Source organism: Streptococcus sp. oral taxon 431 (assembly GCF_023110115.1).
Taxonomy (GTDB): Bacteria; Bacillota; Bacilli; order Lactobacillales; family Streptococcaceae; genus Streptococcus.
The window spans coordinates 460,459-476,927 of sequence record NZ_JALDVP010000001.1 but is presented as its reverse complement, the minus strand read 5'-3'; the positions used below and the strand labels follow the sequence as shown (position 1 = coordinate 476,927).

Annotated in this window: 18 protein-coding genes; 17 read left to right on the top strand and 1 reads right to left on the bottom strand. The window is 39.7% G+C overall.

Annotation, left to right across the window (positions count from 1 at the left end; translation table 11 throughout):
• The first annotated feature begins 32 nt into the window (after window positions 1–32).
• The 11 genes from tuf (at window position 33) to M1F91_RS02565 (ending at window position 9,317) form a co-directional block, all read left to right on the top strand.
• On the top strand, window positions 33–1,229 hold the full coding sequence (gene tuf / locus M1F91_RS02615; RefSeq protein ID WP_004253262.1) for an elongation factor Tu: 1,197 nt from the start codon (window positions 33–35) through the stop codon (window positions 1,227–1,229).
• 270 nt (window positions 1,230–1,499) lie between these two features.
• Window positions 1,500–2,138 carry a dTMP kinase gene (gene tmk / locus M1F91_RS02610; RefSeq protein ID WP_247912516.1) on the top strand — a complete coding sequence of 213 codons (639 nt, stop codon included), beginning with the start codon at window positions 1,500–1,502 and terminating at the stop codon, window positions 2,136–2,138.
• Window positions 2,135–3,019, top strand: a complete 885-nt coding sequence (locus M1F91_RS02605) for a DNA polymerase III subunit delta' (protein ID WP_247912515.1) — start codon at window positions 2,135–2,137, stop codon at window positions 3,017–3,019. The genes tmk and M1F91_RS02605 overlap by 4 nt, the downstream gene beginning before the upstream one ends.
• Before the next feature lie 35 nt (window positions 3,020–3,054).
• On the top strand, window positions 3,055–3,372 hold the full coding sequence (gene yabA / locus M1F91_RS02600) for a DNA replication initiation control protein YabA (RefSeq protein ID WP_247912514.1): 318 nt from the start codon (window positions 3,055–3,057) through the stop codon (window positions 3,370–3,372).
• A gap of 2 nt (window positions 3,373–3,374) precedes the next feature.
• Window positions 3,375–4,253, top strand: coding sequence for a 16S rRNA (cytidine(1402)-2'-O)-methyltransferase (gene rsmI, locus M1F91_RS02595; RefSeq protein WP_247912513.1), 879 nt, complete (start codon window positions 3,375–3,377; stop codon window positions 4,251–4,253).
• A 133-nt stretch (window positions 4,254–4,386) separates the two neighbouring features.
• On the top strand, window positions 4,387–5,721 hold the full coding sequence (gene trmFO / locus M1F91_RS02590) for a methylenetetrahydrofolate--tRNA-(uracil(54)-C(5))-methyltransferase (FADH(2)-oxidizing) TrmFO (protein ID WP_247912512.1): 1,335 nt from the start codon (window positions 4,387–4,389) through the stop codon (window positions 5,719–5,721).
• A gap of 83 nt (window positions 5,722–5,804) precedes the next feature.
• Window positions 5,805–6,542: a UMP kinase gene (pyrH, locus tag M1F91_RS02585; protein WP_004253279.1), complete on the top strand. Its 738-nt coding sequence runs from the start codon at window positions 5,805–5,807 to the stop codon at window positions 6,540–6,542.
• Between the two features lie 7 nt (window positions 6,543–6,549).
• Window positions 6,550–7,107 carry a ribosome recycling factor gene (gene frr / locus M1F91_RS02580; protein ID WP_006152642.1) on the top strand — a complete coding sequence of 186 codons (558 nt, stop codon included), beginning with the start codon at window positions 6,550–6,552 and terminating at the stop codon, window positions 7,105–7,107.
• A 60-nt stretch (window positions 7,108–7,167) separates the two neighbouring features.
• Entirely contained in the window at window positions 7,168–8,022 is an 855-nt protein-coding gene (gene cvfB / locus M1F91_RS02575; protein WP_247912511.1) for a S1 RNA-binding domain-containing protein, read from the top strand.
• 8 nt (window positions 8,023–8,030) lie between these two features.
• Window positions 8,031–8,246 (top strand): YozE family protein, encoded by a 216-nt coding sequence (locus tag M1F91_RS02570; RefSeq protein ID WP_006154472.1) that lies wholly within the window; start codon window positions 8,031–8,033, stop codon window positions 8,244–8,246.
• A gap of 84 nt (window positions 8,247–8,330) precedes the next feature.
• The gene (locus M1F91_RS02565; RefSeq protein WP_247912510.1) at window positions 8,331–9,317 is read left to right on the top strand and encodes a PhoH family protein; all 987 of its coding nucleotides are present in this window, start codon (window positions 8,331–8,333) and stop codon (window positions 9,315–9,317) included.
• Window positions 9,318–9,366: 49 nt separating this feature from the next.
• On the opposite strand, the gene ald is transcribed toward M1F91_RS02565, so the two are convergent.
• Window positions 9,367–10,479 (bottom strand): alanine dehydrogenase, encoded by a 1,113-nt coding sequence (gene ald, locus M1F91_RS02560; RefSeq protein ID WP_247912509.1) that lies wholly within the window; start codon window positions 10,477–10,479, stop codon window positions 9,367–9,369.
• Between the two features lie 240 nt (window positions 10,480–10,719).
• On the opposite strand from ald, the gene M1F91_RS02555 reads away from it, so the two are divergent.
• The 6 genes from M1F91_RS02555 to atpB all read left to right on the top strand — a co-directional run bounded on the left by M1F91_RS02555 (window position 10,720) and on the right by atpB (window position 16,469).
• Window positions 10,720–11,361 carry a helix-hairpin-helix domain-containing protein gene (locus tag M1F91_RS02555; protein WP_247912508.1) on the top strand — a complete coding sequence of 214 codons (642 nt, stop codon included), beginning with the start codon at window positions 10,720–10,722 and terminating at the stop codon, window positions 11,359–11,361.
• Window positions 11,345–13,555 (top strand): ComEC/Rec2 family competence protein, encoded by a 2,211-nt coding sequence (locus M1F91_RS02550; protein WP_247912507.1) that lies wholly within the window; start codon window positions 11,345–11,347, stop codon window positions 13,553–13,555. The genes M1F91_RS02555 and M1F91_RS02550 overlap by 17 nt, the downstream gene beginning before the upstream one ends.
• A gap of 122 nt (window positions 13,556–13,677) precedes the next feature.
• The gene (locus M1F91_RS02545) at window positions 13,678–14,964 is read left to right on the top strand and encodes a U32 family peptidase (RefSeq protein WP_247912506.1); all 1,287 of its coding nucleotides are present in this window, start codon (window positions 13,678–13,680) and stop codon (window positions 14,962–14,964) included.
• A 13-nt stretch (window positions 14,965–14,977) separates the two neighbouring features.
• Complete coding sequence (locus M1F91_RS02540; protein ID WP_247912505.1) at window positions 14,978–15,289, top strand: CHY zinc finger protein; 312 nt, start codon at window positions 14,978–14,980, stop codon at window positions 15,287–15,289.
• Between the two features lie 230 nt (window positions 15,290–15,519).
• Window positions 15,520–15,720, top strand: coding sequence for a F0F1 ATP synthase subunit C (locus M1F91_RS02535; RefSeq protein ID WP_045591509.1), 201 nt, complete (start codon window positions 15,520–15,522; stop codon window positions 15,718–15,720).
• A gap of 32 nt (window positions 15,721–15,752) precedes the next feature.
• Window positions 15,753–16,469 (top strand): F0F1 ATP synthase subunit A, encoded by a 717-nt coding sequence (atpB, locus tag M1F91_RS02530; RefSeq protein WP_247912504.1) that lies wholly within the window; start codon window positions 15,753–15,755, stop codon window positions 16,467–16,469.

The following is a 16,469-nucleotide window of genomic DNA, read 5'->3' as shown; positions in this document are numbered from 1 at the left end:
TAAAATATATTTTATTGGAGGCTTTTACTCAAATGGCAAAAGAAAAATACGATCGTAGTAAACCACACGTTAACATTGGTACTATCGGACACGTTGACCACGGTAAAACTACCCTAACTGCAGCTATCACAACTGTTTTGGCACGTCGCTTGCCTTCAGCAGTTAACCAACCTAAAGACTATGCGTCTATCGATGCTGCTCCAGAAGAACGCGAACGCGGTATCACTATCAACACTGCGCACGTTGAGTACGAAACTGAAAAACGTCACTATGCTCACATCGACGCTCCAGGACACGCGGACTACGTTAAAAACATGATCACTGGTGCCGCTCAAATGGACGGAGCTATCCTTGTAGTAGCTTCAACTGACGGACCAATGCCACAAACTCGTGAGCACATCCTTCTTTCACGTCAGGTTGGTGTTAAACACCTTATCGTCTTCATGAACAAGATCGACTTGGTTGACGACGAAGAATTGCTTGAATTGGTTGAAATGGAAATCCGTGACCTTCTTTCAGAATACGACTTCCCAGGTGACGATCTTCCAGTTATCCAAGGTTCAGCTCTTAAAGCTCTTGAAGGTGACTCTAAATATGAAGACATCATCATGGAATTGATGAACACTGTTGATGAGTACATTCCAGAACCAGAACGTGACACTGACAAACCATTACTTCTTCCAGTCGAGGACGTATTCTCAATCACTGGACGTGGTACAGTTGCTTCAGGACGTATCGACCGTGGTACTGTTCGTGTCAACGACGAAATCGAAATCGTTGGTATCAAAGAAGAAACTTCAAAAGCAGTTGTTACTGGTGTTGAAATGTTCCGTAAACAACTTGACGAAGGTCTTGCAGGAGATAACGTAGGTGTCCTTCTTCGTGGTGTTCAACGTGACGAAATCGAACGTGGACAAGTTATCGCTAAACCAGGTTCAATCAACCCACACACTAAATTCAAAGGTGAAGTTTACATCCTTACTAAAGAAGAAGGTGGACGTCACACTCCATTCTTCAACAACTACCGCCCACAATTCTACTTCCGTACTACTGACGTTACAGGTTCAATCGAACTTCCAGCAGGTACTGAAATGGTAATGCCAGGTGATAACGTGACAATCGACGTTGAGTTGATCCACCCAATCGCCGTAGAACAAGGTACTACATTCTCTATCCGTGAGGGTGGACGTACTGTTGGTTCAGGTATGGTTACAGAAATCGAAGCTTAATTCGATTTAGTTCCCAGAAGAACAATTATTTAAGTCAGACATTAAAAGAATCTTGCTATGCAAGGTTCTTTTTTTCTAGTTATACAAAGACAAAATAAGACAGTATGGTAGTTGATTACGAATATAGAAACTTAATTAAATATATATCTTATTTATTAACGAATGTATATCCTAGTTTTTCAGAATAAATTTTTATTAGGTTAAAAAGCTTTTCACAAATGCCTGTTTTTTTGATAGAATAGAAGGAAGAAAAAAAGAAATGAGTTCGTCATGTCAAAAGGATTTTTAGTCTCTTTAGAGGGGCCAGAGGGAGCTGGTAAAACGAGTGTGCTTGAAGCTATCCTCCCTTTGTTAGAAGAAAAGAATATTGAGTTTTTAACAACACGTGAGCCAGGTGGTGTTTTGATTGGTGAGAAGATTCGAGAAGTCATTTTAGATCCTAGTCATACTCAGATGGATCCAAAGACAGAGTTGCTTCTCTATATTGCAAGTCGTAGACAGCACCTAGTAGAGAAGGTCTTGCCAGCACTTGCAGCTGGAAAATTGGTCATCATGGATCGTTTTATTGATAGTTCAGTTGCTTATCAAGGCTTTGGTCGTGGTTTGAATATTGAAGCTATTGACTGGCTCAATCAATTTGCGACAGATGGTCTTAAACCAGATTTGACACTTTATTTTGATATTGAAGTAGAAAAGGGGCTTGAAAGAATCGCAGCAAACAGTGATCGCGAAGTTAATCGTTTAGATTTGGAAGGTTTAGACCTGCACAGAAAAGTTCGTCAAGGCTATCTTTCTCTTCTTGAGAAAGAAGGTGAGCGTATTGTTAAAATCGATGCCAGTTTACCACTAGATCAAGTGGTTGAAAATACTAAACAAGTTTTATTTGACAGAATGGGGCTGACAGAATGAATCAAGAGCAATTAAAAGCTTGTCAACCCCAGCAATTTGACCGTTTTGTTCATATCTTGGAACAAAAACAACTCAATCATGCCTATCTCTTTTCAGGGTATTTCGGAAGCATGGAGATGGCCTTATTTCTGTCTAAGAGTTTGTTCTGTACAGAAAAGCAGGGTGTCTTACCTTGCGAGTCTTGCCGAAATTGTAAGTTGATTGATCAGGAAGAATTTCCTGATGTCACCATTATTCGTCCGATGAATCAAATCATTAGAACGGAACGAATCCGAGAATTAGTTGGCCAGTTTTCTCAATCAGGAATCGAAAATCAACGTCAGGTTTTTATTATTGAACAAGCAGAAAAAATGCATGCCAATGCCGCCAATTCACTACTAAAGGTCATTGAAGAACCGCAAAGTGAAATCTATATTTTCTTTTTAACCAATGATCAAGAGCAGATGTTACCAACTATTCGTAGTCGGACTCAAATTTTCCAATTTAAGAAACAAGTCGAAAGCCTTAGGAATCAACTTGAACAAGCAGGATTGGTCAAAAATAAAGCAAGGCTTTTAGCTGAGTTTAGTCAATCGCAAGCAGAAGCCGAAAAACTGACAAATCAAACAAGTTTTTGGACTCTACTTGAAGAAAGTGAACGATTCTATTCTTGGTTAGATGCTGGGAAAAACGAATCTTATTTACAGGTCTCAAAATTAGCTAGCTTAGCAGATGACAAAGAAAAACAAGACCAAGTCTTTAGAATTTTAGAAGTTTTAGCAGGCCAAGAGATTCAAAAAAAAGTAGCACGTACAATATTGCAAAACCTTCTCGAAGCCAGAAAAATGTGGAAAGCAAATGTGTCTTTCCAGAATTCTTTGGAATACCTAGTTTTACAGTAAAATGAACATGAAAACAGAAAAAGAAAGGGCTGTTCATGAACAAGAAAGAATTATTTGATGCCTTAGATGATTTTTCTCAACAGTTGTTGGCAACCTTGGCAGATGTCGAAGCCATCAAAAAAAATCTCAAGAGTGTTGTAGAGGAGAATACAGCTCTTCGCTTAGAAAACGATAAACTGAGAGAGCGCTTGAGTGAGGAAGAAGAAACAGCTCCAACTAAGATCAAGCATGTTAGAGAAAACGTGAGCCGAATCTATGACGACGGTTTTCATGTGTGTCGCGACTTTTATGGCCAACGTCGTGAACAAGATGCAGAATGTATGTTTTGTGATGAATTGTTGTTTAGGGAGTAAGCATGCAGATTCAAAAAAGTTTTAAAGGGCAGTCACCATACGGTAAGTTATATCTTGTCGCAACTCCAATTGGGAATCTAGAGGATATGACTTTTCGTGCTATTCAGACTTTGAAAGAAGTGGATTGGATTGCTGCCGAGGATACTCGTAATACTGGTCTATTGCTCAAGCATTTCGATATTTCAACCAAACAAATCAGTTTTCATGAGCATAATGCCAAGGATAAAATTCCTGATTTGATTGGTTTCCTGAAAGCAGGACAAAGTATTGCTCAAGTTTCTGATGCGGGTTTGCCAAGTATTTCTGACCCAGGTCATGATTTGGTCAAGGCGGCAATTGAAGAAGATATAGCAGTTGTCACAGTTCCAGGTGCTAGCGCAGGAATTTCTGCCTTGATTGCCAGTGGTTTAGCTCCACAACCCCACATTTTTTATGGATTCTTACCTCGAAAATCGGGACAACAAAAGCAATTTTTCGAATCAAAAAAAGATTATCCTGAGACCCAGATTTTCTATGAATCTCCACATCGTGTGGCTGATACTCTAGAAAATATGCTAGAGGTCTACGCTGATCGTTCAGTTGTCTTAGTTCGAGAATTGACTAAGATTTATGAAGAATATCAACGAGGTCATATTACTGAGTTACTAGAAAGTATCGCAGAAACCCCACTTAAGGGGGAGTGTCTTCTGATTGTAGAAGGTGCTAGTCAAGAAGTAGAAGATAAGGATGAAGAGGATTTATTCTCAGAAATACAAGAGCGCATCCAACAAGGTGTTAAGAAAAATCAAGCCATTAAGGAAGTCGCTAAAATATATCAGTGGAACAAAAGCCAGCTCTATGCATCTTATCATGAATGGGAAGAGAATCAATCGGATGACTAAACAGGGAAGTTTGCCTTCTTCCCTTTTTTTGTTATACTAGTAAAAGAAAAATTAGAAAGATTTGTGGGTGTCAAACAGTCCAGTAGCTTGTTTTGATATGGACTTATGTTACACCCAAAGAGGTATTAGTGTCATGTCTCAATCTTATATCAATGTTATCGGTGCTGGTTTGGCAGGTTCGGAAGCAGCCTACCAAATTGCAGAGCGTGGTATTCCAGTTAAACTCTATGAAATGCGTGGTGTCAAATCAACACCACAGCATAAAACAGATAATTTTGCAGAATTAGTGTGTTCCAACTCATTACGAGGGGATGCTATTACAAATGCTGTCGGTCTCCTCAAGGAAGAAATGCGTCGTCTTGGTTCTGTGATTTTAGAATCAGCAGAAGCTACACGTGTTCCTGCAGGTGGTGCTCTCGCGGTTGACCGTGACGGTTTTTCTCAAATGGTTACTGAAAAAATTGCCAATCACCCTTTAATTGAAGTGGTTCGTGATGAAATTACAGAATTGCCGACAGATGTTATTACGGTTGTCGCTACTGGTCCCTTGACTAGCGATTCCCTGGCTGAGAAAATTCATTATCTTAATGGTGGTGACGGTTTTTATTTCTACGATGCGGCAGCGCCTATTATCGACGTCAACACCATCGATATGAGCAAGGTCTATCTCAAGTCTCGGTATGACAAGGGAGAAGCTGCCTACCTAAATGCTCCGATGACCAAGCAAGAATTTATGGATTTCCATGAAGCCTTGGTCAATGCGGAAGAAGCACCCCTTAATTCTTTTGAAAAAGAAAAGTACTTTGAAGGTTGTATGCCAATTGAAGTCATGGCTAAACGTGGCATTAAAACTATGCTTTATGGTCCTATGAAACCAGTTGGTCTAGAGTATCCAGAAGACTATAAAGGGCCTCGTGATGGTGACTTTAAAACGCCATACGCAGTTGTTCAGCTTCGTCAGGATAATGCTGCAGGTAGTCTCTATAACATCGTTGGTTTCCAAACTCACCTCAAATGGGGAGAGCAGAAGCGTGTCTTCCAAATGATTCCAGGTCTTGAAAATGCTGAGTTTGTTCGCTATGGCGTCATGCATCGCAATTCCTATATGGATTCGCCAAATCTTCTTGAGCAAACATACCGTTCTAAGAAACAGCCAAATCTCTTCTTTGCTGGTCAGATGACAGGTGTGGAAGGGTATGTTGAGTCGGCTGCTTCAGGATTAGTTGCTGGAATCAATGCTGCTCGTCTTTTCAAGGGAGAAAGTGAGGCTATTTTCCCAGAGACTACAGCTATCGGTAGTTTAGCTCATTACATCACCCATGCTGACAGCAAGTATTTCCAACCCATGAATGTCAACTTCGGGATTATCAAGGAGTTAGAAGGTGAGCGTATTCGTGATAAAAAAGCTCGTTATGAGAAAATTGCAGAACGTGCCTTGTCTGATTTAGAGAAATTTTTATCTGTCTAATTTTTTTGAAAGAATTGCTCATGATACTATAAAAATCCTTGAAATTGTGATAAAATAGGTAGGATGAAAAAAGGAGAGAGAAAATGGTAGAACCTAAGTATAAACGTATCTTAATCAAGCTATCTGGTGAAGCCCTTGCTGGCGAACGTGGTGTCGGTATTGATATCAAAACCGTCCAAAGTATGGCCCAAGAAATCAAGGAAGTTCACGAGCTAGGAATTGAAATCGCCTTGGTTATCGGTGGTGGAAACCTTTGGCGTGGAGAACCTGCAGCAGAAGCTGGTATGGATCGCGTTCAAGCGGATTACACTGGAATGCTTGGGACAGTCATGAATGCTCTTGTGATGGCAGATTCATTGCAACAAGCTGGTGTTGATACTCGTGTACAAACAGCTATTGCCATGCAACAAGTAGCAGAACCTTATATTCGTGGACGTGCCCTTCGCCACCTGGAAAAAGGACGTATCGTTATCTTTGGCGCGGGAATTGGTTCACCTTACTTCTCTACAGATACGACAGCGGCTCTTCGTGCAGCCGAGATTGAAGCGGACGCTATTTTGATGGCTAAGAATGGTGTAGATGGTGTCTACAATGCGGATCCTAAGAAAGATAAAACGGCTGTTAAATTTGAAGAATTGACTCACCGTGATGTTATTAATAAAGGACTCCGTATCATGGATTCAACAGCTTCAACTCTATCTATGGATAACGATATTGACTTGGTAGTCTTTAATATGAATCAACCTGGCAATATCAAACGTGTTGTATTTGGTGAAAATATCGGAACAACTGTTTCAAACAATATCGAAGAAAAGGAATAAGAAAATTATGGCTAACGCAATTGTAGAAAAAGCTAAAGAGAGAATGACTCAATCTCACCACTCACTTGCTCGTGAATTTGGTGGTATCCGTGCAGGTCGTGCTAACGCTAGCTTGCTTGACCGTATTACTGTTGAATACTATGGTGTCGAAACACCTCTTAACCAAATCGCTTCTATCACAATTCCTGAAGCGCGTGTCTTGTTGGTAACACCATTTGATAAATCTTCATTGAAGGATATCGAGCGTGCTTTGAACGCTTCAGATCTTGGTATTACACCAGCTAACGATGGTTCTGTTATTCGCTTGGTAATCCCAGCTCTTACAGAAGAAACTCGTCGCGACCTCGCTAAAGAAGTGAAAAAAGTTGGTGAAAATGCTAAAGTAGCGATCCGTAATATTCGTCGTGATGCTATGGATGAAGCTAAAAAACAAGAAAAAGCAAAAGAAATCACTGAAGATGAATTGAAGACTCTTGAAAAAGATATTCAAAAAGCGACAGACGATGCTGTTAAACACATCGACGACATGACTGCCAATAAAGAAAAAGAAATCTTGGAAGTCTAAAAAATAAACAGAAAAACTCAGTTGGCATTGCTGGCTGAGTTTTATTCGAAAGAAGGAAACATGAATACAAATCTTGCAAGTTTTATCGTTGGACTTATCATCGATGAAAATGACCGTTTTTACTTTATTCAAAAGGATGGTCAAACTTACGCTCTTGCTAAGGAAGAAGGTCAGCATACAGTTGGTGATACGGTCAAAGGTTTCGCCTACACGGATATGAAGCAAAAACTTCGCTTGACAACTCAAGAAGTGACTGCAACTCAGGATCAATTTGGTTGGGGAACGGTAACAGAGGTTCGTAAGGATTTGGGTGTTTTTGTTGATACAGGGCTTCCTGACAAGGAAATCGTTGTGTCACTTGATATCCTACCTGAACTGAAAGAGCTCTGGCCAAAGAAGGGCGATAAACTTTATATTCGTCTAGAAGTAGATAAGAAAGACCGTATCTGGGGAGTTTTGGCTTATCAGGAAGACTTCCAACGACTAGCACGTCCTGCCTACAATAACATGCAGAATCAAAACTGGCCTGCAATCGTTTATCGTCTCAAGTTATCGGGTACCTTCGTTTATCTACCTGAAAATAATATGCTGGGCTTTATTCATCCAAGTGAACGTTATGCAGAGCCACGTTTGGGTCAAGTCCTAGATGTGCGTGTGATAGGCTTCCGTGAGGTTGATCGTACCCTTAATCTTTCACTTAAACCTCGCTCTTTTGAGATGTTAGAAAATGATGCACAAATGATTTTGACATACTTGGAAAGCAATGGTGGATTTATGACCTTGAATGACAAATCGTCACCTGACGATATTAAGGCAACCTTCGGTATCTCTAAAGGTCAGTTCAAAAAAGCGCTTGGTGGTTTAATGAAAGCTGGAAAGATTAAACAAGACCAATTTGGTACAGAGTTAATTTAGGGAGGCTTATGCGAAAATCATTTTATACTTGGCTTATGACAGAGCGTAATCCTAAGAGTCATAGTCCCAAAGCAATTTTAGCGGATCTTGCCTTTGAGGAGTCAGCCTTCCCAAAACATACGGATGATTTCGATCAGGTGAGTCGATTTTTAGAAGAACATGCTAGTTTTTCCTTTAATATGGGAGACTTCGATCGTATCTGGCAAGAATATTTAGAACATTAAAGATACCATAGGTGTTAGGTATAGCAATTTCTAATTGCCTTTGCTATAATAAAAAGAAATTAAAGAGTTAGAGAGGTTCTTTATTTGAAGGAACATTCAATAGACATTCAGTTAAGTCATCCAGATGACCTGTTTCATCTTTTTGGTTCCAATGAACGCCATCTTCGCTTGATGGAGGATGAGTTAGATGTTATCATCCATGCTCGTACAGAAATTGTACAAGTCTTGGGAGAGGAGTCTTCTTGTGAAGAAGCACGACAAGTAATTCAAGCCTTGACGGTCTTGGTCAATCGTGGCATGACAGTAGGAACTCCGGATGTGGTGACAGCCATCAATATGGTTAGAAACAATGAAATCGATAAGTTTGTTGCCCTCTATGAAGAAGAGATTATCAAAGACAATACTGGTAAGCCGATACGTGTAAAGACACTGGGTCAAAAACTTTATGTAGATAGTGTTAAGAACCATGATGTGACCTTTGGAATTGGTCCAGCGGGTACAGGAAAAACTTTCCTAGCAGTGACCTTGGCTGTTACAGCCCTCAAACGTGGTCAAGTCAAGCGTATTATCCTGACTCGTCCAGCAGTAGAAGCTGGGGAAAGCTTAGGATTTCTACCAGGAGATTTGAAGGAAAAGGTAGACCCTTATCTTCGTCCAGTATACGATGCCTTATATCAGATCTTAGGGAAAGACCAAACAACTCGTCTCATGGAGAGAGAAATTATTGAGATTGCGCCTTTGGCCTATATGCGTGGACGCACCTTGGATGATGCCTTTGTCATTTTGGATGAAGCCCAAAATACAACCATCATGCAGATGAAGATGTTCTTGACACGTCTTGGATTCAATTCTAAAATGATTGTCAATGGGGATATTAGCCAGATTGACCTGCCTCGTAATGTAAAGTCAGGTTTGATCAATGCCCAAGAAAAACTTAAGAACATTCACCAAATCGACTTTGTACACTTCTCAGCCAAGGATGTGGTTCGACATCCAGTAGTCGCTCAGATTATTAGAGCCTATGAACCTCGACCTGTCAAAGCTGAAGAAAATCAAGAAGAAATAGAATAAAGAAAAAGAGCAGTTGAAAAACTGCTCTTAATTTTTTTTGAATTTCTTGTTAAACAAGCTCACTGATAGGTGTGAAGTCACGTTCTAAACCTTCAGCAACTGGTTGGCTGGTGAGTTGACCTTGATAAGTTGTTACACCTTCAAGCAAGCCTGCGTCTTCAAGGATTGCTTTCTTAAATCCTTTTCCTGCCAAGGCTTCGATATATGGAAGAGTCACATTTGTAAGGGCGATAGTAGAAGTACGTGCAACGGCTCCAGGAATGTTAGCAACTGCATAGTGAAGGACACCGTGTTTCTCATAGACAGGCTCATCATGGGTTGTCACACGGTCAGCTGTTGCAATAACACCACCTTGGTCTACAGCAACGTCTACAATGACAGAACCAGGACGCATTTGTTGAACCATGTCATCTGTCACTAATTTTGGAGCTTTGGCACCAGGAATCAATACTGCACCGATAACAACGTCTGCTTCACGCACACTTGCTTCGATATTAAATGGGTTAGACATGAGTGTTTGGATTTGGTGACCAAAGACATCTTCAAGTTCAGAGAGACGTTTAGCGCTGATATCAAGAATAGTTACTTGAGCTCCTAAACCAAGAGCGATACGTGCTGCGTGTGTACCAACGACACCACCACCGATAATGGTTACTTTTCCTTTTGGTACACCTGGGACACCACCTAAAAGAACTCCAGAACCACCAGCTTGTTTCGTCAAGAAGTGAGCTCCGATTTGGACAGCCATACGACCTGCAACCTCACTCATTGGAACTAATAGAGGAAGTTGACCTTCAGTATTGCGTACAGTTTCATAAGCAACACCAGTTGTTTTCGCTGCAAGCATAGCATCAGCTAATTCTGGGGCTGCTGCCATGTGCAAGTAGGTGAAGAGAAGTAAATCGTCACGCAAGAACTGGTACTCACTAGCAAGGGGCTCCTTGACTTTAACAACTAACTCTGCAGCCCAGGCTTCAGCAGCAGTTGCGACAATCTCAGCTCCTTGCTTTTCATAGTCAGCATCAGCAAAACCAGATCCAAGTCCCGCATTTGTTTCGATGAGGACTCGGTGACCACGACCGACCAAACTGTGGACACCAGCAGGTGTTAAAGCCACACGATTTTCATTGTTTTTAATTTCTTTTGGAATTCCAATTAGCATAGAGATTAGCTCCTTATTTAACATCTAGGTTCTTATACGAAATCATCACAGGAAGAACCCAGTCATTTCTTGTGATGTTCTTATTTTATATGAAACCGCTATAAATTGCAAGAAAAACTTATTTCTCTACTTAAGATATGTCTTGACCAAGGAAAATTATTTTGCAAATAAGTAAGCAGTTGAAAAGATTTTTCAGCTGTTTTTTCTTTGCCTTACGAATAAGCTAAGAGAGGAGAAATTATGGAAGAACTTATTGAGAAAATCAAAGAATACAAAATCATTGTTATCTGTGCTAGTTTGGGCATGGTCTTAGGCGGATTTTTCCTCCTAAAGCCAGTCGCTCAAACACCGGCTAAGGAAAGCAATTTGCAAACAGAAGTTACAACTGTTTCAAAGGATTCGACGGATGAAAAGGAAGATAAAAATCAGAAGGAAGAAGTGGTGGAGCAAGATCTAATTACTGTTGATGTAAAAGGTGCGGTCAAATCACCTGGAATCTATAATTTGCCAGTTGGAAGTCGTATCAATGATGCTGTCCAGAAAGCGGGTGGCTTGGCAGATAATGCAGACAGTAAGTCTATCAATCTTGCCCAGAGAATTAGTGATGAAGCACTTGTCTATGTTCCAACTAAGGAAGAAGCTACCAGTCAAGAAATGCCATCAAGTGCTTCCAACACCAAAGAAAACAAGAAAGTCAATCTTAATAAAGCCAGTTTAGAAGAACTTAAACAAGTCAAGGGATTGGGAGCCAAACGTGCTCAGGATATCATCGACCATCGTGAGTCCAACGGTAAGTTTAAGTCAGTTGATGAGCTCAAAAAGGTTTCTGGTATTGGTGCAAAAACGATAGAAAAGTTAAAAGAGTATGTCACAGTGGATTAGTCGATTTCCCATCCCAAAAATCTATCTCAGTTTTCTTTTATTATGGCTCTACTATGCTATCTTTTCAGCAAGCTTTTTAGCACTTTTGGGCTTTGTCTTTTTACTTCTCTGCCTCTTTTTTCAATTTCCATGGAAAACTGTGACCAAGGTTCTCTTTGTTTGTGGTCTTTTTGGAAGCTGGTTTATATTTCAAAAATGGCAACAAGAAGAAACGAGTCAACATTTTGTTGACTCAGTTAATACGGTACGAATCTTGCCTGATACTATCAAGGTCAATGGAGATAGTTTATCCTTTCGTGGGAAGGCTGATGGGAGACTCTTTCAGGTTTATTATAAATTCCAGTCAGAGGCTGAAAAGGAAAGATTTCAAGAGTTATCTGAACTGCATGAGATAGTAGTAAAAGGAAAGCTAGCTATTCCTCAAGGAGTGAATAATTTTGCGGGATTTGATTATAGAAACTATCTCAAAACACAGGGGATTTATCAGACCTTAACGATATCGGAAATTGTCGAATTAAAGAAAACATCCAGCTGGGATATAGGAGAAAACCTATCCAGTTTGCGAAGAAAAGCAGTTGTCTGGATAAAAAAGAATTTTCCTGACCCCATGCGTAATTATATGACAGGTCTTTTATTAGGGCACTTGGACACAGATTTTGAGCAAATGAATGAACTCTATTCCAGTCTAGGGATTATTCACCTTTTTGCTTTGTCAGGAATGCAGGTTGGTTTCTTCATGAATGCTTTTAAAAAATCACTCTTACGATTGGGTTTGACGCAGGAGAAGTTCAAATGGCTTGCCTATCCCTTTTCTTTGGTCTATGCAGGTTTGACAGGATTTTCAGCCTCTGTTATTAGAAGTCTCTTACAAAAACTTTTGGCTCAACATGGCTTCAAGGGGCTGGATAACTTTGCTTTGACAGTCCTTGTCTTGTTTATCGTTATGCCGAATTTCTTCCTAACTGCTGGTGGAGTGCTCTCCTGTGCCTATGCCTTTATCCTGACCATGACTGGTGAAGAAGTAGCAGGGATAAAAGGTTTGGTGAGAGAAAGCTCCATTATTTACTTAGGAATCCTGCCAATTTTATCATTCTATTTTTCTGAATTTCAACCTTGGTCCATACTCTTAACCTTTGTCTTTTCTTTTTTATTTGATATGGTCTTGCTACCACTTTTATCAATACTCTTCTGTATGTCATGGATATATCCTATTACCCAGTTTAACTTTCTCTTTGAATGGCTAGAGAGCATCATACGCTATGTTTCTCAGCTATCTACTAGACCCTTTATTTTTGGTCAACCGAATCTCTGGGTTTTGGTATGTCTATTAGTCTCTTTGGCGCTGATTTATGATTATTGTAAAAATTTGAAGAAAGCACCTTTGCTTATCCTATTTATCATTTTACTTTTCTTAGTAACCAAACATCCACTGGAAAATGAAATCACAGTCCTAGACATGGAGCAGGGACGGAGCATTTTCCTAAGAGACATGACAGGAAAGACAATATTACTGGATGTCGGTGAAAAGTTAGCAGTTGAGAAAAAAGAAGCTTGGCAAGAGAAAGTCACCTCGAGCGTTGCCAAACGGAGTTTAATTCCCTATCTGAAAAGTCGAGGATTGGCAAAGATTGATCAACTTGTGCTAACGACTAGTGAACCTAAGCAACTAGACCACCTACTAGAAATTAGTAAAGCCTTCAATCTTGGAGAGATTCTAGTAACTGAAAAAACTCTTTCTAAAAGAGAATTTATGGATAAATTAAAGGAAAGTAACTTGAAAGTACGTCCTATTAAAACAGGAGAGCAGTTATATATTTTTGGGAGTAGTTTAGAAGTAATCGAAAATCAAAACAGTGATAGTAAAACCTCAATAGCAATGTATGGAAAGCTACTAAATCAAACTTTTCTAGTCACTGGAAATATAGAGGAGAAGTTCTTAAACAAGTCTTATCCAAAAATCCAAGCAGATGTAGTGCTAACTCATCAGCAAGCCTCGAAGAAAAAGACAGATATCGAAGTCTTCGAAATCTTTCAGCCTAAAATCACTGTCATTTCTGTTGACAAGAAGAAAAAATTTAAAGAAAAAAATGGGGAGAATAACCATGAACTTGGGAATTCGATTTATAAAACGGATCAAAAGGGGGCCATTCGTTTTAAAGGTTGGAGTGCTTGGCAAATAGAAACAGTTCGCTGAGCTAAGCTTTTCAAGAAAATTAAAATTGTCTAAACAATCAATCAAAACTTGATTTTAGAACCTTTTTGCTATAAAATGGTAAAGATTAGTGTCAAACTTTTATATTGCAAATAGGAGAAAACATGACAAAAACTTTGAAACGTCCTGAGGTTCTATCACCTGCAGGAACACTTGAAAAACTAAAAGTAGCTGTTCAATATGGAGCAGATGCTGTCTTTATCGGTGGTCAGGCCTATGGTCTTCGTAGCCGTGCAGGGAACTTTACTTTCGAACAAATGGAAGAAGGAGTACAGTTCGCGGCTAAGTATGGAGCTAAGGTATATGTGGCTGCCAATATGGTTATGCACGAAGGAAACGAAGAAGGGGCCGGAGAATGGTTCCGTAAATTACGTGATATTGGGATTGCAGCGGTTATCGTATCAGATCCAGCCTTGATCATGATTGCAGCAACAGAAGCACCAGGACTTGAAATTCACCTTTCAACTCAAGCAAGTGCTACCAACTATGAAACTCTAGAATTCTGGAAAGAACTTGGATTGACGCGTGTCGTTTTGGCGCGTGAGGTTTCTATGGAAGAATTGGCAGAGATTCGCAAACGTACAGATGTTGAGATTGAAGCCTTCGTTCATGGAGCTATGTGTATCTCTTACTCTGGTCGTTGTACTCTTTCTAACCATATGAGTATGCGTGATGCCAACCGTGGTGGATGTTCACAATCTTGCCGTTGGAAATATGATCTTTACGATATGCCGTTCGGTAAGGAACGTAAGAGTCTCAAGGGAGAAATTCCTGAAGAATTCTCTATGTCTGCGGTTGATATGTCTATGATTGACCATATCCCAGATATGATTGAAAATGGTGTGGACAGTCTTAAGATTGAGGGCCGTATGAAGTCTATCCACTATGTTTCAACAGTAACAAACTGCTACAAGGCTGCTGTTGATGCCTATCTTGAGAGTCCTGAAAAGTTTGAAGCTATTAAGCAAGACTTGATTGATGAAATGTGGAAGGTTGCCCAACGTGAATTGGCTACAGGTTTCTACTATGGAACACCATCTGAAAATGAGCAGTTGTTTGGTGCTCGCCGTAAAATCCCTGAATACAAGTTTGTCGCTGAAGTGGTTTCTTATGATGATGCTACACAAACAGCAACTATTCGTCAACGTAACGTTATCAACGAAGGTGACCAAGTTGAGTTCTACGGACCAGGCTTCCGTCATTTTGAAACTTTTATCGAAGACCTTCACGATGCCAAAGGAAATAAAATCGATCGCGCCCCAAATCCAATGGAACTTTTGACTATCAAGGTTCCTCAACCAGTAGAAGCAGGGGACATGGTACGTGCTTTGAAAGAAGGCCTGATCAATCTCTATAAAGAAGATGGAACAAGCGTCACAGTTCGTGCCTAGATAAGGAAAAAGAATGGTTCAAGCTCAGGGCTTACTAGTAGATCATGAAAGCAGATGTGTTCATTACCATAGTGATAAGGATATCGTAGCCTTACAGTGCTATGAGTGTCAGAAATACTATGCCTGTTATCAGTGTCATAATGAACTGGAGTCGCACATATTTTCTCCCTATCCTTTAAATCTGAAAGAGGATAGACCTATCTTATGTGGCTCCTGTGGGAAAACACTAAGGTATGAGGAGTATACAGAGACGGGCACTTGTCCATACTGTGAAGCTCTCTTTAATCCAGCTTGTCAAAATCATCACTCATATTATTTTAAATAAGAAATGGCAAAACCGAGTTGTAAAACTCGGTTTTTTTGTTTTCAGAAAACAAGGAAAGGTAGCGAAAGTGGTATGAAAAGACAATAAAATTTTCTATATAATTGTCTTGAAAATCGTAAAATTAGAAATAAATGATTCGAAACGCTTTCATTACTAGTAAAAAGTTGACAAAAGCAAATTTTAGGACTAAACTAGGGAGGTAAATTTAATTTAAAAAAGGAGAATTCGTCATGAATTTAACATTTTTCGGACTTTGTCTTGCCTGTATGGGTGTATCTATTGCTGAAGGAATGATTATGAGTAATCTCTTCAAGTCTGCCGCTCGTCAACCTGAAATTATCAACCAATTACGTAGCCTTTTAATTCTTGGTGTTGCCTTTGTAGAAGGTACCTTCTTTGTAACCCTAGCGATGGCATTTGTCATTAAATAGACAACTCTATTTAGAAATGGAGGTGTCAAACCATGGAAGAAAGTTTGAATCCAACCGTTAATATTGGACCAATATCCTTTGATTTGACCCTGCTTGCCATGTCTCTTGTAACTGTTTTGATGGTTTTTGCCTTTGTCTATTGGGCAAGTCGAAAAATGACCATCCGTCCCAAGGGCAAACAAAATGCTCTTGAGATGATTTATGACTTTGTAGTTAGTTTTGCAAAACCAAACATTGGAGATTCATACATCAAGGACTATTCCTTGTTCCTATTTTCTCTATTCTTGTTTATCTTGGTTGCCAATAATATTGGTTTAATGGCAAAAGTACAAACAACAAACGGTTATAACTTGTGGACTTCTCCAACAGCCAACCTTGGATACGATTTATCCCTCTCATTATTGATCACTTTGATCGCTCATGTAGAAGGAGTTCGTCGTAGAGGCGTTAAAGAATATTTGAGAGCATTTGTTACACCTGGCTTCATGACTCCGATGAACATTTTAGAAGAGTTCACCAATTTTGCCTCTTTGGCGATTCGGATTTATGGAAATATCTTTGCCGGTGAGGTCTTAGCGGGATTGCTATTGGTCTTGTCACAACATGCCTTGTATTGGTATCCTTTTGCCTTTATTGCAAACATGTTATGGACAGCATTTTCGATTTTCATTTCATGTATTCAAGCTTATGTATTTACCATGTTGTCATCTATGTACATTGGTAAAAAAATAAATGAAGGGGAAGAGTAA